We start from the raw sequence: 15092 nt of genomic DNA, 5'->3' as shown, positions 1-15092 counted from the left end.
CGGCCTTTTCTACTTCTTTTGTTTTTTGCACCACCCACCCGTGCGTTTTTACTCCTTTCGCCGCCGTGCCGCCGGCTTGTTTGTAGCGGCTGTTGCCGGCCTCGGCACGGCGCAGGCCCAAATTCCCAAACAGCGTCACGTCGAAGCCATTCAGGCACAGAGTGTGGTGTGGAACCGCGCCTTCAACGGCCGCGACTCCACCGCTTTCTACGCCTTGTTCAGCTCCCGCGCCAACCTGTGCGGTGCCAACGGCTGCCAGACCACGCCGGCCGAAGTGCGTCGTACCATGCGCACGCTCTGGCGCACCCGCCCCGATATAACCTGGATGAACCGCTCGCAGCAGGTGCAGGTGAACGACCAGTCGTTGGTGGCCTGCGAAAACGGCGAGTGGACCGAAAGCTTCACCCACAAACAGGCTCCGGGCAAGTCGCAGATAACCGGGCGCTACTGGCTGATGTGGGGCTTCGAAGACGGCCAATGGCGCATCCTATCGGGCATTTTCACGCCTCTGACCTGTACCGGCAACTACTGCCGCGAATAGCCATAGCCTTTGGCCGGCCTCAGCACTCGATTTCTCAATCACCCAATTCTCTTTTTCATGCCCACCAAACTCACCGTCCTCAGCAATGGCTCCCTCCGCGTGGAGGGCGACTTCGAAATCGTGGATGCCCAAGGCACGGCCTACGGCCTGGCCGGCCGCGAGCGGGTAACGCTCTGCCGCTGCGGCCTCTCCAAAAACAAGCCTTTCTGCGACGGCTCCCACAAAGGCCACTTCGAGCACAACGCCGAAGCCTTCGACCTGCCCGCCCCGAAAGTGTAGCCCTACTGCATAAACAAGCGAGGCGCCACGGCTATGAGCCGTGGCGCCTCGCTTGTTTATGCAGTGGTAAGCAGGTCTAGCTCTGCTGAAATAGCGAATCGACCAAGGCCACGTACTCGGCGCGGGCGTCGTCGGCGCTTTTGCCGTTGAGGCTGCTCCAGGCGTCGTATTTGGCAATGGCTTTGAAATCGAAGCCGCCGGGCCGGTCGCCTTGCACGTCGCCTTCGGTGGCTTGCTTGTAGAGGGCGTAAAGTTGCAGCAACACCGTGTTGGAAGGCTTGCTGGGGAGCTGCTGGGCGCGCTGGGCGGCTTGTTCGAAGGCTTCTTGCGTGGCCATAGAAGGAAGGATGGGTGAGAAGTGAAACCGGGCAGCCCACCAACGGTGGCAGCCCCGGCGGGTAAGGTACGGAATACGCGCAATGTAGTAGGCATGCAGCATTCTTTTAGGGCGTATCTTCCGCCACTCCTCTGGCTTTTGTTCCCCACCACCATTTCCATGCGCCCCGCCCCTGCTCTGTTTTCCCTGCTGACTGCCGCGCTGCTGGCCGTGCCCGCCGTAGCCCAGAAAACCTACCTGCACTGCGGCCGCCTGCTCGATGTGCGTGCCGGCAAGCTCCTCAGCGAGCAAACCCTGGTAATAGAAAACGGACGCGTGCAAGCGGTACAAGCTGGTTACGCCGCCCCCAGCGTCAGCACCGATAAGGTCATCGACTTGAAAAACCGCACGGTGCTGCCCGGCCTCATCGACTGCCATGTGCACCTCGAGGGCGAAACGAGCAAGGACGGTTTCCTGCGCGAATTCACCGAAAACCCCGCCGACGTGGCCTACCAGGCCGAAGCCCACGCCCGCACCACGCTGCGCGCCGGCTTTACCACGGTGCGCGACCTGGGCGGCTCGGGTGTGAACGTGGCCCTGCGCAACGCCATCAACCGCGGACTGGTGGTGGGGCCGCGCATCTTTACGGCCGGCAAAGCCATCAGCGGCACGGGCGGGCACATGGACCCCACCAACGGCTACCGCCTCGACTTGATGGGCGTGCCCGGCCCTACCGACGGCGTGGCCAACGGCCCCGACCAGGCCCGGCAGGCCGTGCGCGAGCAGTACAAGCGCGGCGCCGACCTCATCAAGATTGCCTCCACGGGCGGCGTGCTGTCGGTGGCCAAAGACGGCTCGGCCCCGCAGATGACGGAGGAAGAAATTCGGGCCGTGGTGGAAACCGCCCACGATTTGGGCTTGCGCGTGGCCTGCCACGCCCACGGCGCCGAGGGCATGAAGCGCGCCATCCGGGCCGGCGTGACCAGCATCGAGCACGGCACCCTCATGGACGACGAGACTTTCAAGCTGATGAAGAAGTACGGCACTTGGTACGTACCCACCATCACGGCCGGTAAGTCGGTGGCCGATTCCGCCGCCAAATACCCTACCTACTATGGCCCCCTGGTCACGCCCAAGGCGTTGGCCATCGGCCCGAAGCTGCAGGGCACCTTTGGGCGGGCGTACAAGGCCGGGGTAAAAATTGCCTTCGGCACCGATGCCTCGGTGTACCGGCATGGGGTAAATGCCAAGGAGTTTCAGTACATGGTGGAAGCCGGCATGCCCGCCATGGAGGCTTTGCAGTCGGCAACCATCCGGGCGGCGGAGCTGCTGGACCAGACGGATAACCTGGGCACGCTGGAAGCCGGCAAGCTGGCCGACGTGGTGGCCGTGGAGGGCGACCCGCTGCAGGATATTGGCACCCTGCAACGCGTGCGCTTCGTGATGAAGCAAGGCGTAGTGTACCGGCAAGACTAGCAACCCTGGGGCATATGGTTGACGTAAGCCGCTAGCCGCGCCGCCTAACCCCTTCCTATGAAAACTCCCGATGTCGACGCGCTCGTCAAGAAATTTCTGCAGCACAAACTCACCTTGGCTTTGGCCGAAAGCTGCACCTGCGGCTGGGTAGCAGCCCAGCTCGCCCCGGCCCAGGGCGTGAGCGAGGTATTGCTGGGCTCGGTAGTAACGTACCATGCCGAAGCCAAGCAGCGCCTGCTGGGCGTGAAAAAGAAAACCCTGGAAGAATATTCCGCCGAAAGCCAGCAGATCAGCAACGAAATGGTGGAGGGCCTGCACAAGCAACTGCCCGCCGATGTGTGCGTGTCCATCACCGGATTGTTCGGCCCCGGTGCCTCCGAAACCCCCGACAAACCCGCGGGCACCATCTTCGTGACGGTGCTGGTGGAAGGCCGGGCGCACGAATACCGCGAGGTGCTCGGCGGCCCCACTGACAAGATGCGCGACCGGGCGGCCGAGTTTATCTACGCCAAACTGGACGAGCTGCTGGACCGCCGGCAGGACAGTCCCACGGGCGCGGTTAAGGGAAGTTAGGCGGCAGTGGCGAGAGTAGGCGCGGCGGCCTGCATATTTGCAGCATGTTACGCTATCTACTGTTAAGCGGCCTGCTGGCTGCTGGCGCCGGCTCGGCCGCTGCCCAAAACGTTGCCACTCCCCCGCCGCCGGCTACCACGCCGGCCACCCCGCTGCTGCCAGCCACGGCCCCTGCACCGGTTTCGCAGTTTCGCGCCTCTACCCTGGCACTTTCCATGGGCTGGGGCGCCCCCTACGGCTGGGGCCTCGAATACGCCTACATGGTTACGCCGAACGTGGACGTGAATGCCGGCATGGGCATTGGCGTAGGCGGCAAAATTGGCGTGGGCGCCCGCTACTACTTTCACACCGACCGCGCGTTTACGCCCTACCTCGGCGCCAACCTCACGCGCTCGGGCCGCGTGAGCAACGTGACCCTGACCCTCGATAACGAGGAAACCCAGTACAGCATCAACCCCAGCGGTGTGCTCAACCTGCGCGGCGGCTTCCGCTGGCAGCCCGGCCACGTGGGCCTGTCGGGCACGTTGGGCTACGGCGTGGTATTTACCGGCGACCCGGTGGAATACAACCCCTACTACCCCGCTCCCTCGCAGCGCCTGCGCGACGTGGTTGACGCCATCAGCCCCGGCGGCATCGAAATTTCCATCGGCGTGCATTTTGGCCTCGGCAAGTAGTGCTGGCTAGGTAACCCCAAAACATTGCCGGTCCTGAGGGCTGGCTCAACAATCGAAAGCGCCACCGGGAAAACCTGGTGGCGCTTTACGTTACGACCTATAGGCAAAAGCCCGGTTGGCGGCCGGGCGGCAGGCTCAATGCGTACGCCGGCCTAGCACCAGGCGTAGGTTTTGACGCACCACGTCGCCCATGGAGTCGCAGCGGTCGAAGAGGGTGGTTTGGTGCTGCAGGTTCAGCTCTTTCTTCAGCTGCTCAATCTTGTCGGCGGGCGCGAGGTCTTCCTGGCGCATGCAGTCCACCAGGTCTTTGAGGCGGTACCGCTCGGCGCGGGCGCGGCGGGCCATCAGGGTGCGTTCCTCGGTTTGGTACTGCCGAATGGTTTCAGGCTTGAGCAGACTGCGCACCAGCTCCACCACGGGGCGGTTGTCGGGGAAATACTGGGGCAGGTACATGCTCTTGTGGCCCTCGTAGCTCTGCTGGTCGAAGTCGATGGCGCGCACGCGGTACTGCTCGTCCTCGAAGTCGGGCGTCACGTCGATGACGTAGTTGTAGGCGCGCATGTCGCCGAGCAGGCGGGCAAAGCACCGCTCGTTGAACTTCACAAACTCCTTGGCAATGCGCACCTGGTTGAGGTGCGGCCGGTCGAGGCGGGTTTTGATGAAATCGTCGCCGGGAATGCCGGCAATGTGCTCCTCGATGAGCGTGTCGCCGCAGACCAGAAAGTTGATGGAATTCGGCGACAGTAGGTGCTCCAACTCCAACCCGTACACGCGCGAGGCGTCGGCGCGCTTCACGTAGAAGTAGTCGTAGTTGTCGTTGAACTGGTTGACGATGCGCACCCGGAACGGGTTGGAGTTGCCGAAACGGCAGTAGTCGATGCGGTCGGCCAGCAGGTGTTCGGAGAAGGACAGGTCGCCGTCGGTTTTGAGCAGGGCGTACACTTCCGTCAGGCCCTGACTGAGTTCGAGCAAGGTGTGCGGCTCGTATTGCACGGTTTCCCAGAGCGTGTCGTGGCCGGTGCGGTCGAGCAGCGGAAAGGAGCCAGAGGAGCGGCGCAGGTCGGCGTAGGCCACGGGCAGCGCGGTTTCGCGGTCGTACTGCTGCAGGTACTGGCGCAGGCCGGGGCTGATGCGGTAGCTGGGCTTTTTCTTGGAAATGTTGTTCATGGGGAAAGGCGGAGGCAAGCAGCAAAAGAACGACAAACTTGCCGCGCATTGTACGACCGCGGTTTACCGGGCGAAGCGGCTACCGCCGGGCTTTCCTCCGAGTCGAATTTTTCCCGAACTTTCCGAACCGTAGCCCTACGGCTTTTCCCTCCTGCTTGCTGCAATGAAAAAACTGCTTGTTTCCCTGGCGCTGGTGCTCTTGTGCCCGGTGTTGTCGCCCGGCTGGGGCTTCTTCGGCCACCGCACCATTCACCAGGTGGCCATTTACGAGTTGCCCTCGTCGATGCAGCCGTTCTACTTCCGGCACATGGCCCAGATTGTGCGGCTCTCGACGGCGCCCGACGAGCGGCGCAACGACGACCCCACCGAGGCTAACAAGCACTTCATCGACATGGACCACTACGGCGACAACCCTTTCGGGATGATGCCCAAGCTCTACGAGAAAGCCGCGGCCAAGTACACCGCCGATACACTTAAGAAGTACGGCACCGTGCCGTGGGTGATTCTGGACGTAAAAGACAAGCTCACCCAGGCTTTTAAGGAAGGCGACACTACGGCCATCGTGGCCCTCTCGGCCGATTTGGGCCATTACGTGTCGGACGCGTTTGTGCCGCTGCACACCACCGAAAACTACGACGGGCAGCTCACCAAACAGAACGGGCTGCACTCGCTCTGGGAATCGAAGCTGGTGGAGCGCCACATCGGCGAGTACAAGCTCGACGGCGAAAAGGCCGAGTACATCAAAGACCCGCTCACCAGCGTGTGGGCCACGCTGCAAAGTTCCTACGGTTTCCTGGGCGCTACCTTCGACTACGAAGTGGCCGTGGGCAAGAAGTTTACGCCCGAGAAGAAGTACACCTACTCGCACAAATACGGCAACACCCGCCGCTCCTATTCCGATGCCTTTGCCGACGAGTACCACAAGAAAGTGGGCGGCATGGTGGCCTATCAAATGAAGCTGGCCACTACCATGGTAGCCTCGATGTGGTACACGGCTTGGAAGGACGCCGGCAGCCCCGACCTGAACAAAATGATGCGGCCGGGCAAGCTCGCCAAGGAGGAAAAGGACTTGCTGGAAACGCAGCTGGCGGCCTGGAAGAAAAACGAGCTGTTTGACCAGAACCTGCTGCTGGCGGCCCAAAAACAAGCCGCCGTGGCCAAGCCCGACGAGGTGGGCTCGGCCGACGGGGCGGCCCCGCCGCCTCCGGCCGAAGCCACGGCGGCACCGGCCGCACCTGCCGCTCCGGCCCAGCAGCCCGACAAGGTGAAAACCAAGGAAAAGAAAGACGACGGCGAAAAGCAAAAATCGAAGACCAAGGCGAAAAAGGAAAAAGACCCGAACAATCCCTTCGGCGACCAGTAACCAAACGGCATTGCAATACCGCAAACCGCCCTTCCGGCTTCGGAGGGGCGGTTTTTGCGTTAACCTCGGCTATAACTACCTGGGGCGGTAGGCGTTAAGCAGGATTCGGCGTGTTCCATTGGCCCGGCGGGCACCCGTGCACCTATCCACAACCACTCAAACGCCTACGGTATGATTCATCGCATTGATCGGCTGGCTCTGGAGCTGCCCACCCCCAAACATGCCTCGCCCAACGACGCGGCGGCCGTGCAGGAGCTGCTCGGCGGCAAGTACGGCGAGATGTCGACGCTCATGAACTACACGTTTCAGTCGTTCAACTTTCGGGGGCGCAAGCGTCTGCGGCCGTTCTACGAGCTGGTAGCCAGCATTGCCGCCGAGGAATACAGCCACATCGAAGCGGTATCGTACGCCATCAACCTGCTGCTGACCGGCACCACCAAGCGCGGCCACGACCCCGAGCCCGGCCCCCTGCAAAACGCCGTGGATGCCCGCAACAGCTACCACTTCCTGACCAGCAACCAAGGCGCCGTGCCCTTCGACTCGATGGGCAACCCCTGGACCGGGCAGTACGTGCACAACTCCGGCAACCTCAAGCTCGATTTGTTGCACAACTTCTTTCTCGAATGCGGCGCGCGGGCCAATAAAATCCGCGTCTATTCGATGGTAACCGACCCCACGGCCCGCGAAATGGTGGGCTACCTGCTGGTGCGCGGCGGGGTGCACGTGGTGGCCTACGCCCGCGCCCTCGAATACCTGACGGGCGTGGAAGTAACCAAGCTGGTGCCCGTGCCCGACCTGAGCAACAAGATGTTCAAGGAAGCCCGCAAGCACGAGGCCAAGGGCCTGCACCGCAAGCTCTACACCTTCAGCCAGGAAGATTACCAGCAGGCCGGTCTGATCTGGAACGGCCCGCACCCCGAAGACGGCCAGCCGCTGGAACTCGTGCAAGGTTCGGTGGAAGGCGTGCCCTACCCCGACCTCGAAGAAGAGCCGCAGCTGAACTCGCCCGGTGCCGACGACTACGACCCCGACATGTTCAAGGACATTGCCAAGAAACTCGGCATCAAGCTCTGAGTTCAGGACCGGGCTGTACCTTCGCGCCCCGACCGGTTTTGTGCCGGCCGGGGCGTTTTGGCTCTTGTTTCCCTCGATATGCGTCGTTTCTCTCTTGTACTGCTGACTGCCGGCTGCGCTGCGCTGGCCGCTTGCAACCAACAGCCGCCCGCCCAGGACAAACCCGCCGCCCCGGCTGCGCCTACCACGCCCGACAAATCGGGCCGCCCCGGGCCGGACCTGACCACCATCAGCGACTCCAACGCCGTGGCGGTGCTCACGCAATACGGCCAAGAACACCCCGAAACCGAAGTGCTGTTCAAAACCACGTTCGGCAACATTCGGGTACGGCTCTACAAGGACACGCCGCTGCACCGGGCCAATTTTCTGCTGCTGGCCAACAAAGGCTATTTCGACCAAACCGTGTTTTACCGCGTGGTGAAAGACTTTGTGGTGCAGGGCGGCAACTCCGACCACCGCACCATCCGGCTGCACAAGTACCATTTGCCACCCGAAATCCGGCCGGCCTATTTCCACCGCCGCGGTGCCCTGGGTATGGCCCGCTACGACAACGAGAAAAACCCGCAGCGCCTTTCGTCTTCCCACGACTTCTACTTCGTGCAGGGTACCAAGCTGCCGCCCGCCCAGGCGCAGGCTTCGGCTGGCCGCAGCCTCACGCCCGCCCAGGTGCAGGCCTACGCTACCCAAGGTGGCGTTCCGTCGCTCGACGGCCAATACACCGTTTTCGGCGAAGTAACCGAGGGCTTGGATGTGGTTGAGAAAATAGCCAACACGCCCGTCGACGCTTACAAATGGCCGCTGAAGGACGTGGAAATGAAGCTGGAAGTGCTCAAATAAACCGCGCCGCAGTGCCGGCGCAAGCCCGGTTCAGCAGCATCTTCACCCGGCTCATCTTCTGATGCGCACCAGCCGCGAGTGTTGCGGATCGAGCGGGTCTTCGCGCTGAAAGCTGGCCAGCTCTGCCCGAGTATAGGCCCGTTCGGCATCGGGCGAAAACACGCCGGGCGTGCGCGTATCGGCGTCGGCCGAAGCCACCGGCTTGAAGGCCGGATGCGTCAGCACGGTGTCGCCGCTGAGCTTGAACACTTGGTAGAAGAAAAACTGCTCCTGCGAGGTGCCCTGCGGCTGAAACCGCACCACCAGCACGTCGCCGATTTTGGGGTTGGCGAGGTAGGCGGCGGTACTATCGGCGGGTGCGGCGGGCGCAGCAGGCTCGGCAGCGGTGGCAGTGGCGCCGACGGTTTGCGGGTCTTTCTGCTGGCAAGCAACCAGCGTGAGCAACAGCGCAGTACAGAAATAGCGAGTCATAAAGCGGCAATGAGAGGCGCAACCTACAGCTTCCGACCGAAAGCGGCACTGGCCCCTTACGACCGCAGCGAAATTTCGGCCAACAAAAAAGGCGGCCCGCACTGCGCGGGCCGCCTTTCTAAAGCAAGCGACGTAGCTTACCAGATTTTGGCGCGCTCGGTTTGGGCGCGCATCATCTTGGCGTCTTCCTTGCAGCCAAAGGCCTCGTAGAACTGCGGCATGTTCATCAGCGGGCCGTTGGTGCGGAACTGGGCCGGGCTGTGCGGGTCGGTCATTACCTGCTGGCGCAGGAACTCGGGGCGGGCGTTGGTGCGCCACACCTGCGCCCACGACAGGAAGAAGCGCTGGTCGGGCGTCAGGCCGTCGTATTTGGGGTAGTTGCCGTTGGGGTACTGCTTCTGCAGCTGCTTGTGCAGGGCGGTGTAAGCAATGTTCAGCCCGCCAAGGTCGGCCAGGTTTTCGCCCATGGTGAGCTTGCCGTTCACAAATACCGAATCGACGGGCGAGAAGGCGTCGTACTGCTTGCCTACCACGGCGGCGCGGGCCTCAAACTTGGCCGCGTCTTCCTTGGTCCACCAGTCTTTCAGGTTGCCCTCGGCGTCGTACTGCCGGCCCTGGTCATCAAAGCCGTGCGTAATTTCGTGGCCGATGACGGCGCCCATGCCGCCGTAATTCACGGCGTCATCGGCTTTGGGGTCGAAGAACGGCGGCTGCATGATGCCGGCCGGGAAGACGATTTCGTTCATCGACGGGTTGTAGTAGGCATTCACCGTGGGCGGCGTCATGCCCCACTCCTTCCGGTCGATGGGCTTGCCCAGCTTGCTGGTGTTGTCCTTCGACTGCCACAAACGGGTGGCAATGACGTTCTGCAGGTAGGAGTCGCGCGAGATGTTTAGGGTGGAGTAGTCCTTCCACTGGTCCGGGTAGCCGATTTTCACCGTGAAGGCGTTGAGCTTCTTCATGGCTTCCTTCTTGGTCGCGTCGCTCATCCAGTCGCTCTGCTGGATATGCTCGCCCATGGCCTCCTTGATGTTCTGCACCATCTGCATAGCCTTGGCCTTGGCTTCGGGCGTGAAGGCCTTGTCGACGTAGAGCTGGCCGAAGGCTTCGCCCAGGGCGCCGTCGGTGGCGCGGTTCATGCGCTTCCAGCGGGGCTGCTGCTTTTTGGCGCCGGTCAGCACCTGCGTGAATTTAAACGACTCGTCGTTGAAGGCCTGGGGTAAAGCCGAGGTCATCGACGTAACCAGGTGCCAGCGCAGGTAAGTTTTCAGGTCGGCCAGCGGCTCGGCCTTCAGCATGGTGTTCAGCTCTTGGAAGAAGGCCGGCTGGCCCACAATCACCTCCTTGGCCGCCTTCAGCCCGGTGTGGTCCAGAATGTGCTTGGGGTTCAGGTTCGGGTATTTCTGCTGCAGCTGCGCCACCGTCATCTTGTTGTAGTTGGCGTACGGGTCGCGCAGGTCCACCCGGCTCTTGGAGGCTTTGGCGAGGCGCGTTTCCAGGCGTACGATGGTGGCGGCGTTTTTCTTGGCCGCGGCTTCGTTGTCGCCGGCCAGCTTAAAAGTGTTGACGAGGTAGTTCTGGAAGGCCGCCCGAATGCTCTTGGAGCGCGCGTCGTCTTTCAGGTAGTAGTCACGGTCGGGCAGCGAAAGGCCGCCCTGCGACATATTCACAGCATACTGGGTGCTGATTTTGTCGTCCTGGCCCACGTAGGTGTTGAAGAACGCGCCGGTCTGCAGTTCCAGGCTGCGCGCAATCGACATTTGCAGCGCGTCGAGCGACTTGATGGCGTTGATGCGGTCTAGCTCGGGCTTGAGCGGCGCAATGCCGGCCTTTTCAATGGCCATGGTATCCATCGCCGTGGCGTAGTAGTCGCCTACCTTCTGGGCGTTGGTGCCTTTGGCGGCCGATTGGTTGGCCGCGGCTTCCTGCAGAATCTGCCGCATCACGGCGTTGTTCTTGTCGGCCAACTCGTTGAAGGAACCCCAACGTACTTCGGAAGCCGGAATCGGGTTGTTTTTCAGCCAGTTGCCCGAAGCGTACTGATTGAAATCCTGGCAGGGCTGCACCGACTTGTCGATGTTGCTCACGTTCAGGCCGGTGCCTTGGGGGAAGGTTTCGGCTGCAGGCGCGGCCGTCGTAGCCGTGGCCGCGGGAGCCGCCGAAGCAGCGGGCGACTTGGCAGTGGGAACGGTCGTTTTAGAGCTGGAGCAGCCCCACACAGCGAGGGACGCCCAAGCTGCCACGACCAACGTCACACGGTTGCGGTTTTTCATGGGTTGGGGAAATGGGTGAAAGGTGAATTTCGCAGCGGAAGGTACAGCAGAATGTTGACCTGTGCATCTTGCCGGATGACAGCCAAAACGACCGTTCGGCATCCCGTTGTTCCTTTTGGCAACGGCAACAGGGCTGTATCTTGCCGGCCATGAAAGACGTGAACGAGCGGTACCGCAACTTTTTCCAGGACGTGTACGCCGTGGTGCGCCTCGTGCCGCCGGGCCGCGTAACCACCTACGGCGCCATTGCGCACTACCTCGGCAGCCGCTCGGCGGCCCGCACCGTGGGCTGGGCCATGCAGTCGGCCCACACCTTCTCCGGCGACGAGTTTGTGCCTTGCCACCGCGTCATCAACCGCAACGGTATGCTTACGGGCAAGCAGTTTTTTGGCTCGCCCACGGCCATGCAGGAAGCCTTGGAAGCTGAGGGCATTGTGGTGCACGACGACCAGGTGCAGGACTTTGCCCAACGGTTCTGGGACCCCAGCACCGAGCTGCAGGCGTAGCCCCCAAGAGGTGCACCACACGGCCCACTATTCCTGCTGGCCAAGTTTGCGCACGTGCACGTCGCCCAAACTGCCTACCACGCGGCGCAGCAAAGGCGTTGCCCCGGCCTCGGCTCGGTATTCCACGTAGTTGGTACTGGCGCGGTCGGGCACAAACCGCAGGCAGACGCCAGCGCCCACGCATAGCTCCACTGCTCCGCCATTTTCTCCGCAGGGAATAACAGCGTACGATTTCGGACCGAACTCCGCCACGCGCTGCCCGTTGAACGTGGCCGCCGTTTCCGGCCCCAGCGTAGCCGACCGACAGTACAGCACAATACAGGTGGTAGGCTCGGTGGCATCGGTGGGCAGACTGAGGTTGAGGCCTTGGGTACCATAGTTCACCACCTGCCCGGTTTGCAGACTCACCTCGTACATCACGCTGCTGGGCGTGCGCTGACTGGCCCTGATGCCGCCCAGCATTCCAAAGCCGGCCATTAAGGCTCCCCGCTCGGCCGCTTCCGAAGCTGTGGGCTGGTAGGGGCCCCGGAACTGAAAGCCACGCTCGGTGCGCTCCAGAGCATAGTAGCGGTATTCGAAGTACACGTACGCCTGCTGCCCGTCGCAAAAGCCCCACGCGTTGCGCAGCGGTTCGCGCTTGCCGTCGGCGTGCACCACCTGGGGTTTGGCCACCAGCATATCGGCGCGGCGGCCCAACTCCCGTTGGATGGTGGCGCCGGGCGCCAGTTCCGGCTGGTTGGTGCGAAACTGGAGGTAATCGCGGTAAATACCCGGGCGCAGGGTTTCGGCTGTTTGGATGGGAAAGTTGAAGGCAGCGGTGCCGGACACGGGTTCGATAAGGGCGGCCAGTGGCTGCGGCGCGGGCAATACTTCTGGCCAGGGCAGCACCCACAGTTGCCACAAGCTTTTTTCTACTGCTCGCACCAGGTTGCCGGCGTGCTGGCCCGTCACGTCGAGCCCCGAACGGCGCACCGTACCGATGCCCTGGCCCACCAGCGCATACCCGCCGGGCACCTCGGCCCACATTTCCAGACAGGCTTCGGCGGTGGCTACTTCCGAAGCCCAGTACAGCTGCTCGGCTACCTGCAAATGCGTTAGCCGCAACACCACCGGGCGGGTAACCGCTTGCGGCTTGAGGTGCGCCGCCAGCAGGCGCTGAATTTCGGCGGCCGCCCCGCCGGCCACGGTGGCGCGGTTGGGGCGGTTGTCCATGCCCTTCAGCACCCAGCCCACGGAGCCGGGCGTGGCCCGGGCATCAATCACCTGCGAAACGGTTACGGGACTGGGTAGCAGCAGCAACTCTTCGTGCGACCAATCGAGCTGGTGCAGGCTTTGCGCGTAGCCGCATCCGCTGGCCAGCACCAGCGCCCACCACACCGCTACAAGATGCTTATACACGTTGGCAGGAACTACAATCGAGGCCGCCAGAACGGGCGGCCGTTCTTTACTTTGTCGACGTCAGGGCATGGCCAGCGGCGGCCCGAATGGCAGTGCGCATTTCCTCGGGGCTGGCGTTTTTGAGCAGGTAGCCGTGGGCACCTTCGGTTTTCAGGCTCTCGATGAGTTCCGGCTCGTCGTGCATCGAAATGATGATGACCCGGATGCGCGGGTACTGGGCCCGCAGCAGGCGCGTGGTTTGCAGCCCATCGAGCGTGGGCATCTGCAAATCCATCAGCACCACATCGGGCCGCACGGGTTCGTGGTCGAGGCGCTCCAGCAGTTCCTGCCCGTCGCCGGCCTCAAACAACACTTCTACTTCCTGGAAACCACCGAGCAGGGCCCGCAAGCCTTTGCGAAACAGGATGTGGTCGTCGGCAATTGCCAAGCGGACAGTCGGGTACGCACTCATTAAAGAACAGCTACGGCAGCGGGTGTAACAGCTTGCACGACCGGAAGATAGGCAGCTGGGAACGAAATCCAAACCCGGGTTCCGGCTCCGGGGGCTGATTCATGGCGCATGGCGCCGCGCAGCAATGCCACGCGGCTGCGCAGGTTGGTAAGGCCCAGGCCCGCGCGGGCACCGGGGGCTGGCAAGGCATCCTGCACCGCCAGGTCGAAGCCCACGCCGTCGTCGGCGTACTCGACCGAAAGCCGGTCGGGGTCAAAGTTCAGGCGAATATCGATTTGGCGGGCTTGGGCGTGCTTGAGGCCATTGCCCAACAGCTCCTGCACCACGCGGTACACGGCTAGTTCGTGGTGGGGCAACAAGCGACGGGGGTCGCCGGTTTGGTGCAGCAGCACGCGGGTGGTGCCACCGCCTGCCGCCCGGCATAGCGCTTCGGCAGCGAAGGCAAGGCCAAATTTCTCCAGCACAGCCGGCAGCAGGTTGCGCGAAATGCGGCGCACCTCGGAAATGGCTTGGTCAAGCATGGCCGTCATCTCGAAGGTGGCGGCGGTTTCGGGCAGGGCGCTCAGATGCAGCTTCACAATGGAAAGCATGGTGCCCACGGCGTCGTGCAAATCGGCCGCAATGCGGCGGCGCTCTTCTTCCTGGGCCAGCAGAGCCGCTTCCAGCGACTGGTGCTGGGCCTGTTCCCGCTCGTAGCGCAACTGCTCCTGCTGCTGCAGCAGCCGCCGCTGGTAGCGCAGCACAAAGCCCACAATGCCCATGGCCAACACCAGCAGCACCGGCGTGACAAGTAGCAAAGAGGTGAGCAGTGAGTTCATGAACTGAAGGATACCGGCTAGTTAAGCAAGCCTCGGGTTTCTACCAGCCACAGAACGTGACGGGAAAAGGCAAATAAAGAGGCAAAGGTGCTTTTGACGGGTGTTGCAGCTTATAAAAGTATACAGACCAAGCTGGATTTATAGTCTTGCTAAGAAATTAAAAATTGTTTACTCCCCCGAAAAACGCGCGACGTACTCGCGCCGCACCACCAACTGCCGCCGCACCTGGCGTCCATCGTACCAAAACGCCGCTGCCAGCAGCAGATTGAACGCGGTATTGCAAACCCCGTGCGCCAGTTGCAGCAGCAATATTACCTGGGGCTCGGTGGTGGTGGCCGTAAGCGTGTAAGCCCCTACGGTGCCGGTGAAGTAGAGTATCATGCCCACGCTCGTGAGAAACATGGGGTCGTGCTCGGGGCGCACCACGCGCAGCTCGCGCAACATCTGCCAGAAGTAGGCCAGGCCCAGGCTCACCAAAAGGGCGCTTTGCACGGCGCGGGCATAGGCGTTTATTTTCCACAGTCCCGACAGCCACACCGCATCGGCCAGGCACAACAACAGGAAAGGGCCGGCTACCCACCGCACCAGTTGCCGCAGCCGGGGTTGGGGCAGCGCCCGGTAGTAAGCCGCTGCCAGCAACCCGGTTTCCAGGGGCGTGCAGAGGTGAAACAGGAAGATGTTGTAGTGAAATAGCTTCCGGCACGCTAACTCAAGCGGATGCAGGATGGCCCACAAGATGCAGTACCACATCAAAGGCCGGGAGGGCGCCGAGAGTTGCCGTCGACGGACCAACCCCACCACCAGCGGCAACGCAATAGAGAGCGTGCTTACGCGGTCGAGCCAGATGATGAGTTCGGCAAAGCTGGCCATCGGAT

At 62.4% G+C, this 15092-nt stretch carries 17 protein-coding genes; 9 read left to right on the top strand and 8 right to left on the bottom strand.

The annotated features are described in order from the left end of the window. The first annotated feature begins 40 nt into the window (after nucleotides 1-40). A complete protein-coding gene (locus tag F0P96_RS13130; RefSeq protein ID WP_160620087.1) occupies nucleotides 41-541 on the top strand; it encodes a DUF4440 domain-containing protein in 501 nt (166 codons plus the stop codon). A gap of 57 nt (nucleotides 542-598) precedes the next feature. Continuing rightward, nucleotides 599-820 carry a CDGSH iron-sulfur domain-containing protein gene (locus F0P96_RS13125; RefSeq protein ID WP_151079350.1) on the top strand — a complete coding sequence of 74 codons (222 nt, stop codon included), beginning with the start codon at nucleotides 599-601 and terminating at the stop codon, nucleotides 818-820. 76 nt (nucleotides 821-896) lie between these two features. On the opposite strand, the gene F0P96_RS13120 is transcribed toward F0P96_RS13125, so the two are convergent. Further along, the gene (locus tag F0P96_RS13120) at nucleotides 897-1157 is read right to left on the bottom strand and encodes an acyl-CoA-binding protein (protein WP_151079349.1); all 261 of its coding nucleotides are present in this window, start codon (nucleotides 1155-1157) and stop codon (nucleotides 897-899) included. 159 nt (nucleotides 1158-1316) lie between these two features. Between F0P96_RS13120 and F0P96_RS13115 the strand changes: the two genes are divergently transcribed. The 3 genes from F0P96_RS13115 to F0P96_RS13105 are packed head-to-tail and all read left to right on the top strand — an operon-like array spanning nucleotide 1317 to nucleotide 3859. Next, complete coding sequence (locus tag F0P96_RS13115; protein ID WP_151079442.1) at nucleotides 1317-2612, top strand: metal-dependent hydrolase family protein; 1296 nt, start codon at nucleotides 1317-1319, stop codon at nucleotides 2610-2612. A gap of 57 nt (nucleotides 2613-2669) precedes the next feature. Continuing rightward, entirely contained in the window at nucleotides 2670-3185 is a 516-nt protein-coding gene (locus F0P96_RS13110) for a CinA family protein (protein ID WP_151079348.1), read from the top strand. Nucleotides 3186-3229: 44 nt separating this feature from the next. Further along, a complete protein-coding gene (locus F0P96_RS13105; protein WP_151079347.1) occupies nucleotides 3230-3859 on the top strand; it encodes a hypothetical protein in 630 nt (209 codons plus the stop codon). Between the two features lie 135 nt (nucleotides 3860-3994). On the opposite strand, the gene F0P96_RS13100 is transcribed toward F0P96_RS13105, so the two are convergent. Then, on the bottom strand, nucleotides 3995-5026 hold the full coding sequence (locus F0P96_RS13100; protein ID WP_151079346.1) for a hypothetical protein: 1032 nt from the start codon (nucleotides 5024-5026) through the stop codon (nucleotides 3995-3997). 163 nt (nucleotides 5027-5189) lie between these two features. Here F0P96_RS13100 and F0P96_RS13095 point away from each other — a divergent pair, with 163 nt between their 5' ends. The 3 genes from F0P96_RS13095 to F0P96_RS13085 all read left to right on the top strand — a co-directional run bounded on the left by F0P96_RS13095 (nucleotide 5190) and on the right by F0P96_RS13085 (nucleotide 8300). Continuing rightward, nucleotides 5190-6389 carry a zinc dependent phospholipase C family protein gene (locus F0P96_RS13095; protein ID WP_151079345.1) on the top strand — a complete coding sequence of 400 codons (1200 nt, stop codon included), beginning with the start codon at nucleotides 5190-5192 and terminating at the stop codon, nucleotides 6387-6389. Nucleotides 6390-6560: 171 nt separating this feature from the next. Continuing rightward, entirely contained in the window at nucleotides 6561-7463 is a 903-nt protein-coding gene (locus F0P96_RS13090; protein WP_151079344.1) for a manganese catalase family protein, read from the top strand. 78 nt (nucleotides 7464-7541) lie between these two features. Next, on the top strand, nucleotides 7542-8300 hold the full coding sequence (locus F0P96_RS13085) for a peptidylprolyl isomerase (RefSeq protein ID WP_151079343.1): 759 nt from the start codon (nucleotides 7542-7544) through the stop codon (nucleotides 8298-8300). A gap of 51 nt (nucleotides 8301-8351) precedes the next feature. Here F0P96_RS13085 and F0P96_RS13080 read toward each other — a convergent pair whose 3' ends face one another. Together F0P96_RS13080 and F0P96_RS13075 are read right to left on the bottom strand one after the other, a co-directional pair. Further along, nucleotides 8352-8771, bottom strand: coding sequence for a hypothetical protein (locus tag F0P96_RS13080; RefSeq protein ID WP_151079342.1), 420 nt, complete (start codon nucleotides 8769-8771; stop codon nucleotides 8352-8354). Between the two features lie 137 nt (nucleotides 8772-8908). Continuing rightward, nucleotides 8909-11044 (bottom strand): M13 family metallopeptidase, encoded by a 2136-nt coding sequence (locus tag F0P96_RS13075; RefSeq protein WP_151079341.1) that lies wholly within the window; start codon nucleotides 11042-11044, stop codon nucleotides 8909-8911. Between the two features lie 149 nt (nucleotides 11045-11193). Between F0P96_RS13075 and F0P96_RS13070 the strand changes: the two genes are divergently transcribed. Then, nucleotides 11194-11550: an MGMT family protein gene (locus tag F0P96_RS13070; protein WP_151079340.1), complete on the top strand. Its 357-nt coding sequence runs from the start codon at nucleotides 11194-11196 to the stop codon at nucleotides 11548-11550. A 27-nt stretch (nucleotides 11551-11577) separates the two neighbouring features. Here F0P96_RS13070 and F0P96_RS13065 read toward each other — a convergent pair whose 3' ends face one another. From F0P96_RS13065 to F0P96_RS13050, 4 genes are all read right to left on the bottom strand, one after another. Further along, complete coding sequence (locus F0P96_RS13065; RefSeq protein WP_151079339.1) at nucleotides 11578-12948, bottom strand: hypothetical protein; 1371 nt, start codon at nucleotides 12946-12948, stop codon at nucleotides 11578-11580. A 46-nt stretch (nucleotides 12949-12994) separates the two neighbouring features. Beyond that, complete coding sequence (locus F0P96_RS13060) at nucleotides 12995-13375, bottom strand: response regulator (RefSeq protein ID WP_160620089.1); 381 nt, start codon at nucleotides 13373-13375, stop codon at nucleotides 12995-12997. A 23-nt stretch (nucleotides 13376-13398) separates the two neighbouring features. Beyond that, a complete protein-coding gene (locus tag F0P96_RS13055) occupies nucleotides 13399-14217 on the bottom strand; it encodes a sensor histidine kinase (protein ID WP_151079337.1) in 819 nt (272 codons plus the stop codon). A gap of 168 nt (nucleotides 14218-14385) precedes the next feature. After that, nucleotides 14386-15087 carry a hypothetical protein gene (locus F0P96_RS13050; RefSeq protein WP_151079336.1) on the bottom strand — a complete coding sequence of 234 codons (702 nt, stop codon included), beginning with the start codon at nucleotides 15085-15087 and terminating at the stop codon, nucleotides 14386-14388. Nucleotides 15088-15092: the final 5 nt, after the last annotated feature.

The organism is Hymenobacter busanensis (genome assembly GCF_008727865.1).
Classification (GTDB): Bacteria; Bacteroidota; Bacteroidia; order Cytophagales; family Hymenobacteraceae; genus Solirubrum; species Solirubrum busanense.
This window is presented reverse-complemented; position numbering and strand designations above follow the sequence as displayed.

Bases quoted from the DNA above. Each gene is read 5' to 3' on its own strand.
- F0P96_RS13125 (WP_151079350.1), top strand. From the start codon at position 599: ATGCCCACCAAACTCACCGTCCTCAGCAATGGCTCCCTCCGCGTGGAG.
- F0P96_RS13120 (WP_151079349.1), bottom strand. From the start codon at position 1,157: ATGGCCACGCAAGAAGCCTTCGAACAAGCCGCCCAGCGCGCCCAGCAG.
- F0P96_RS13115 (WP_151079442.1), top strand. From the start codon at position 1,317: ATGCGCCCCGCCCCTGCTCTGTTTTCCCTGCTGACTGCCGCGCTGCTG.
- F0P96_RS13110 (WP_151079348.1), top strand. From the start codon at position 2,670: ATGAAAACTCCCGATGTCGACGCGCTCGTCAAGAAATTTCTGCAGCAC.
- F0P96_RS13105 (WP_151079347.1), top strand. From the start codon at position 3,230: ATGTTACGCTATCTACTGTTAAGCGGCCTGCTGGCTGCTGGCGCCGGC.
- F0P96_RS13100 (WP_151079346.1), bottom strand. From the start codon at position 5,026: ATGAACAACATTTCCAAGAAAAAGCCCAGCTACCGCATCAGCCCCGGC.
- F0P96_RS13095 (WP_151079345.1), top strand. From the start codon at position 5,190: ATGAAAAAACTGCTTGTTTCCCTGGCGCTGGTGCTCTTGTGCCCGGTG.
- F0P96_RS13090 (WP_151079344.1), top strand. From the start codon at position 6,561: ATGATTCATCGCATTGATCGGCTGGCTCTGGAGCTGCCCACCCCCAAA.
- F0P96_RS13085 (WP_151079343.1), top strand. From the start codon at position 7,542: ATGCGTCGTTTCTCTCTTGTACTGCTGACTGCCGGCTGCGCTGCGCTG.
- F0P96_RS13080 (WP_151079342.1), bottom strand. From the start codon at position 8,771: ATGACTCGCTATTTCTGTACTGCGCTGTTGCTCACGCTGGTTGCTTGC.
- F0P96_RS13075 (WP_151079341.1), bottom strand. From the start codon at position 11,044: ATGAAAAACCGCAACCGTGTGACGTTGGTCGTGGCAGCTTGGGCGTCC.
- F0P96_RS13070 (WP_151079340.1), top strand. From the start codon at position 11,194: ATGAAAGACGTGAACGAGCGGTACCGCAACTTTTTCCAGGACGTGTAC.
- F0P96_RS13055 (WP_151079337.1), bottom strand. From the start codon at position 14,217: ATGAACTCACTGCTCACCTCTTTGCTACTTGTCACGCCGGTGCTGCTG.
- F0P96_RS13050 (WP_151079336.1), bottom strand. From the start codon at position 15,087: ATGGCCAGCTTTGCCGAACTCATCATCTGGCTCGACCGCGTAAGCACG.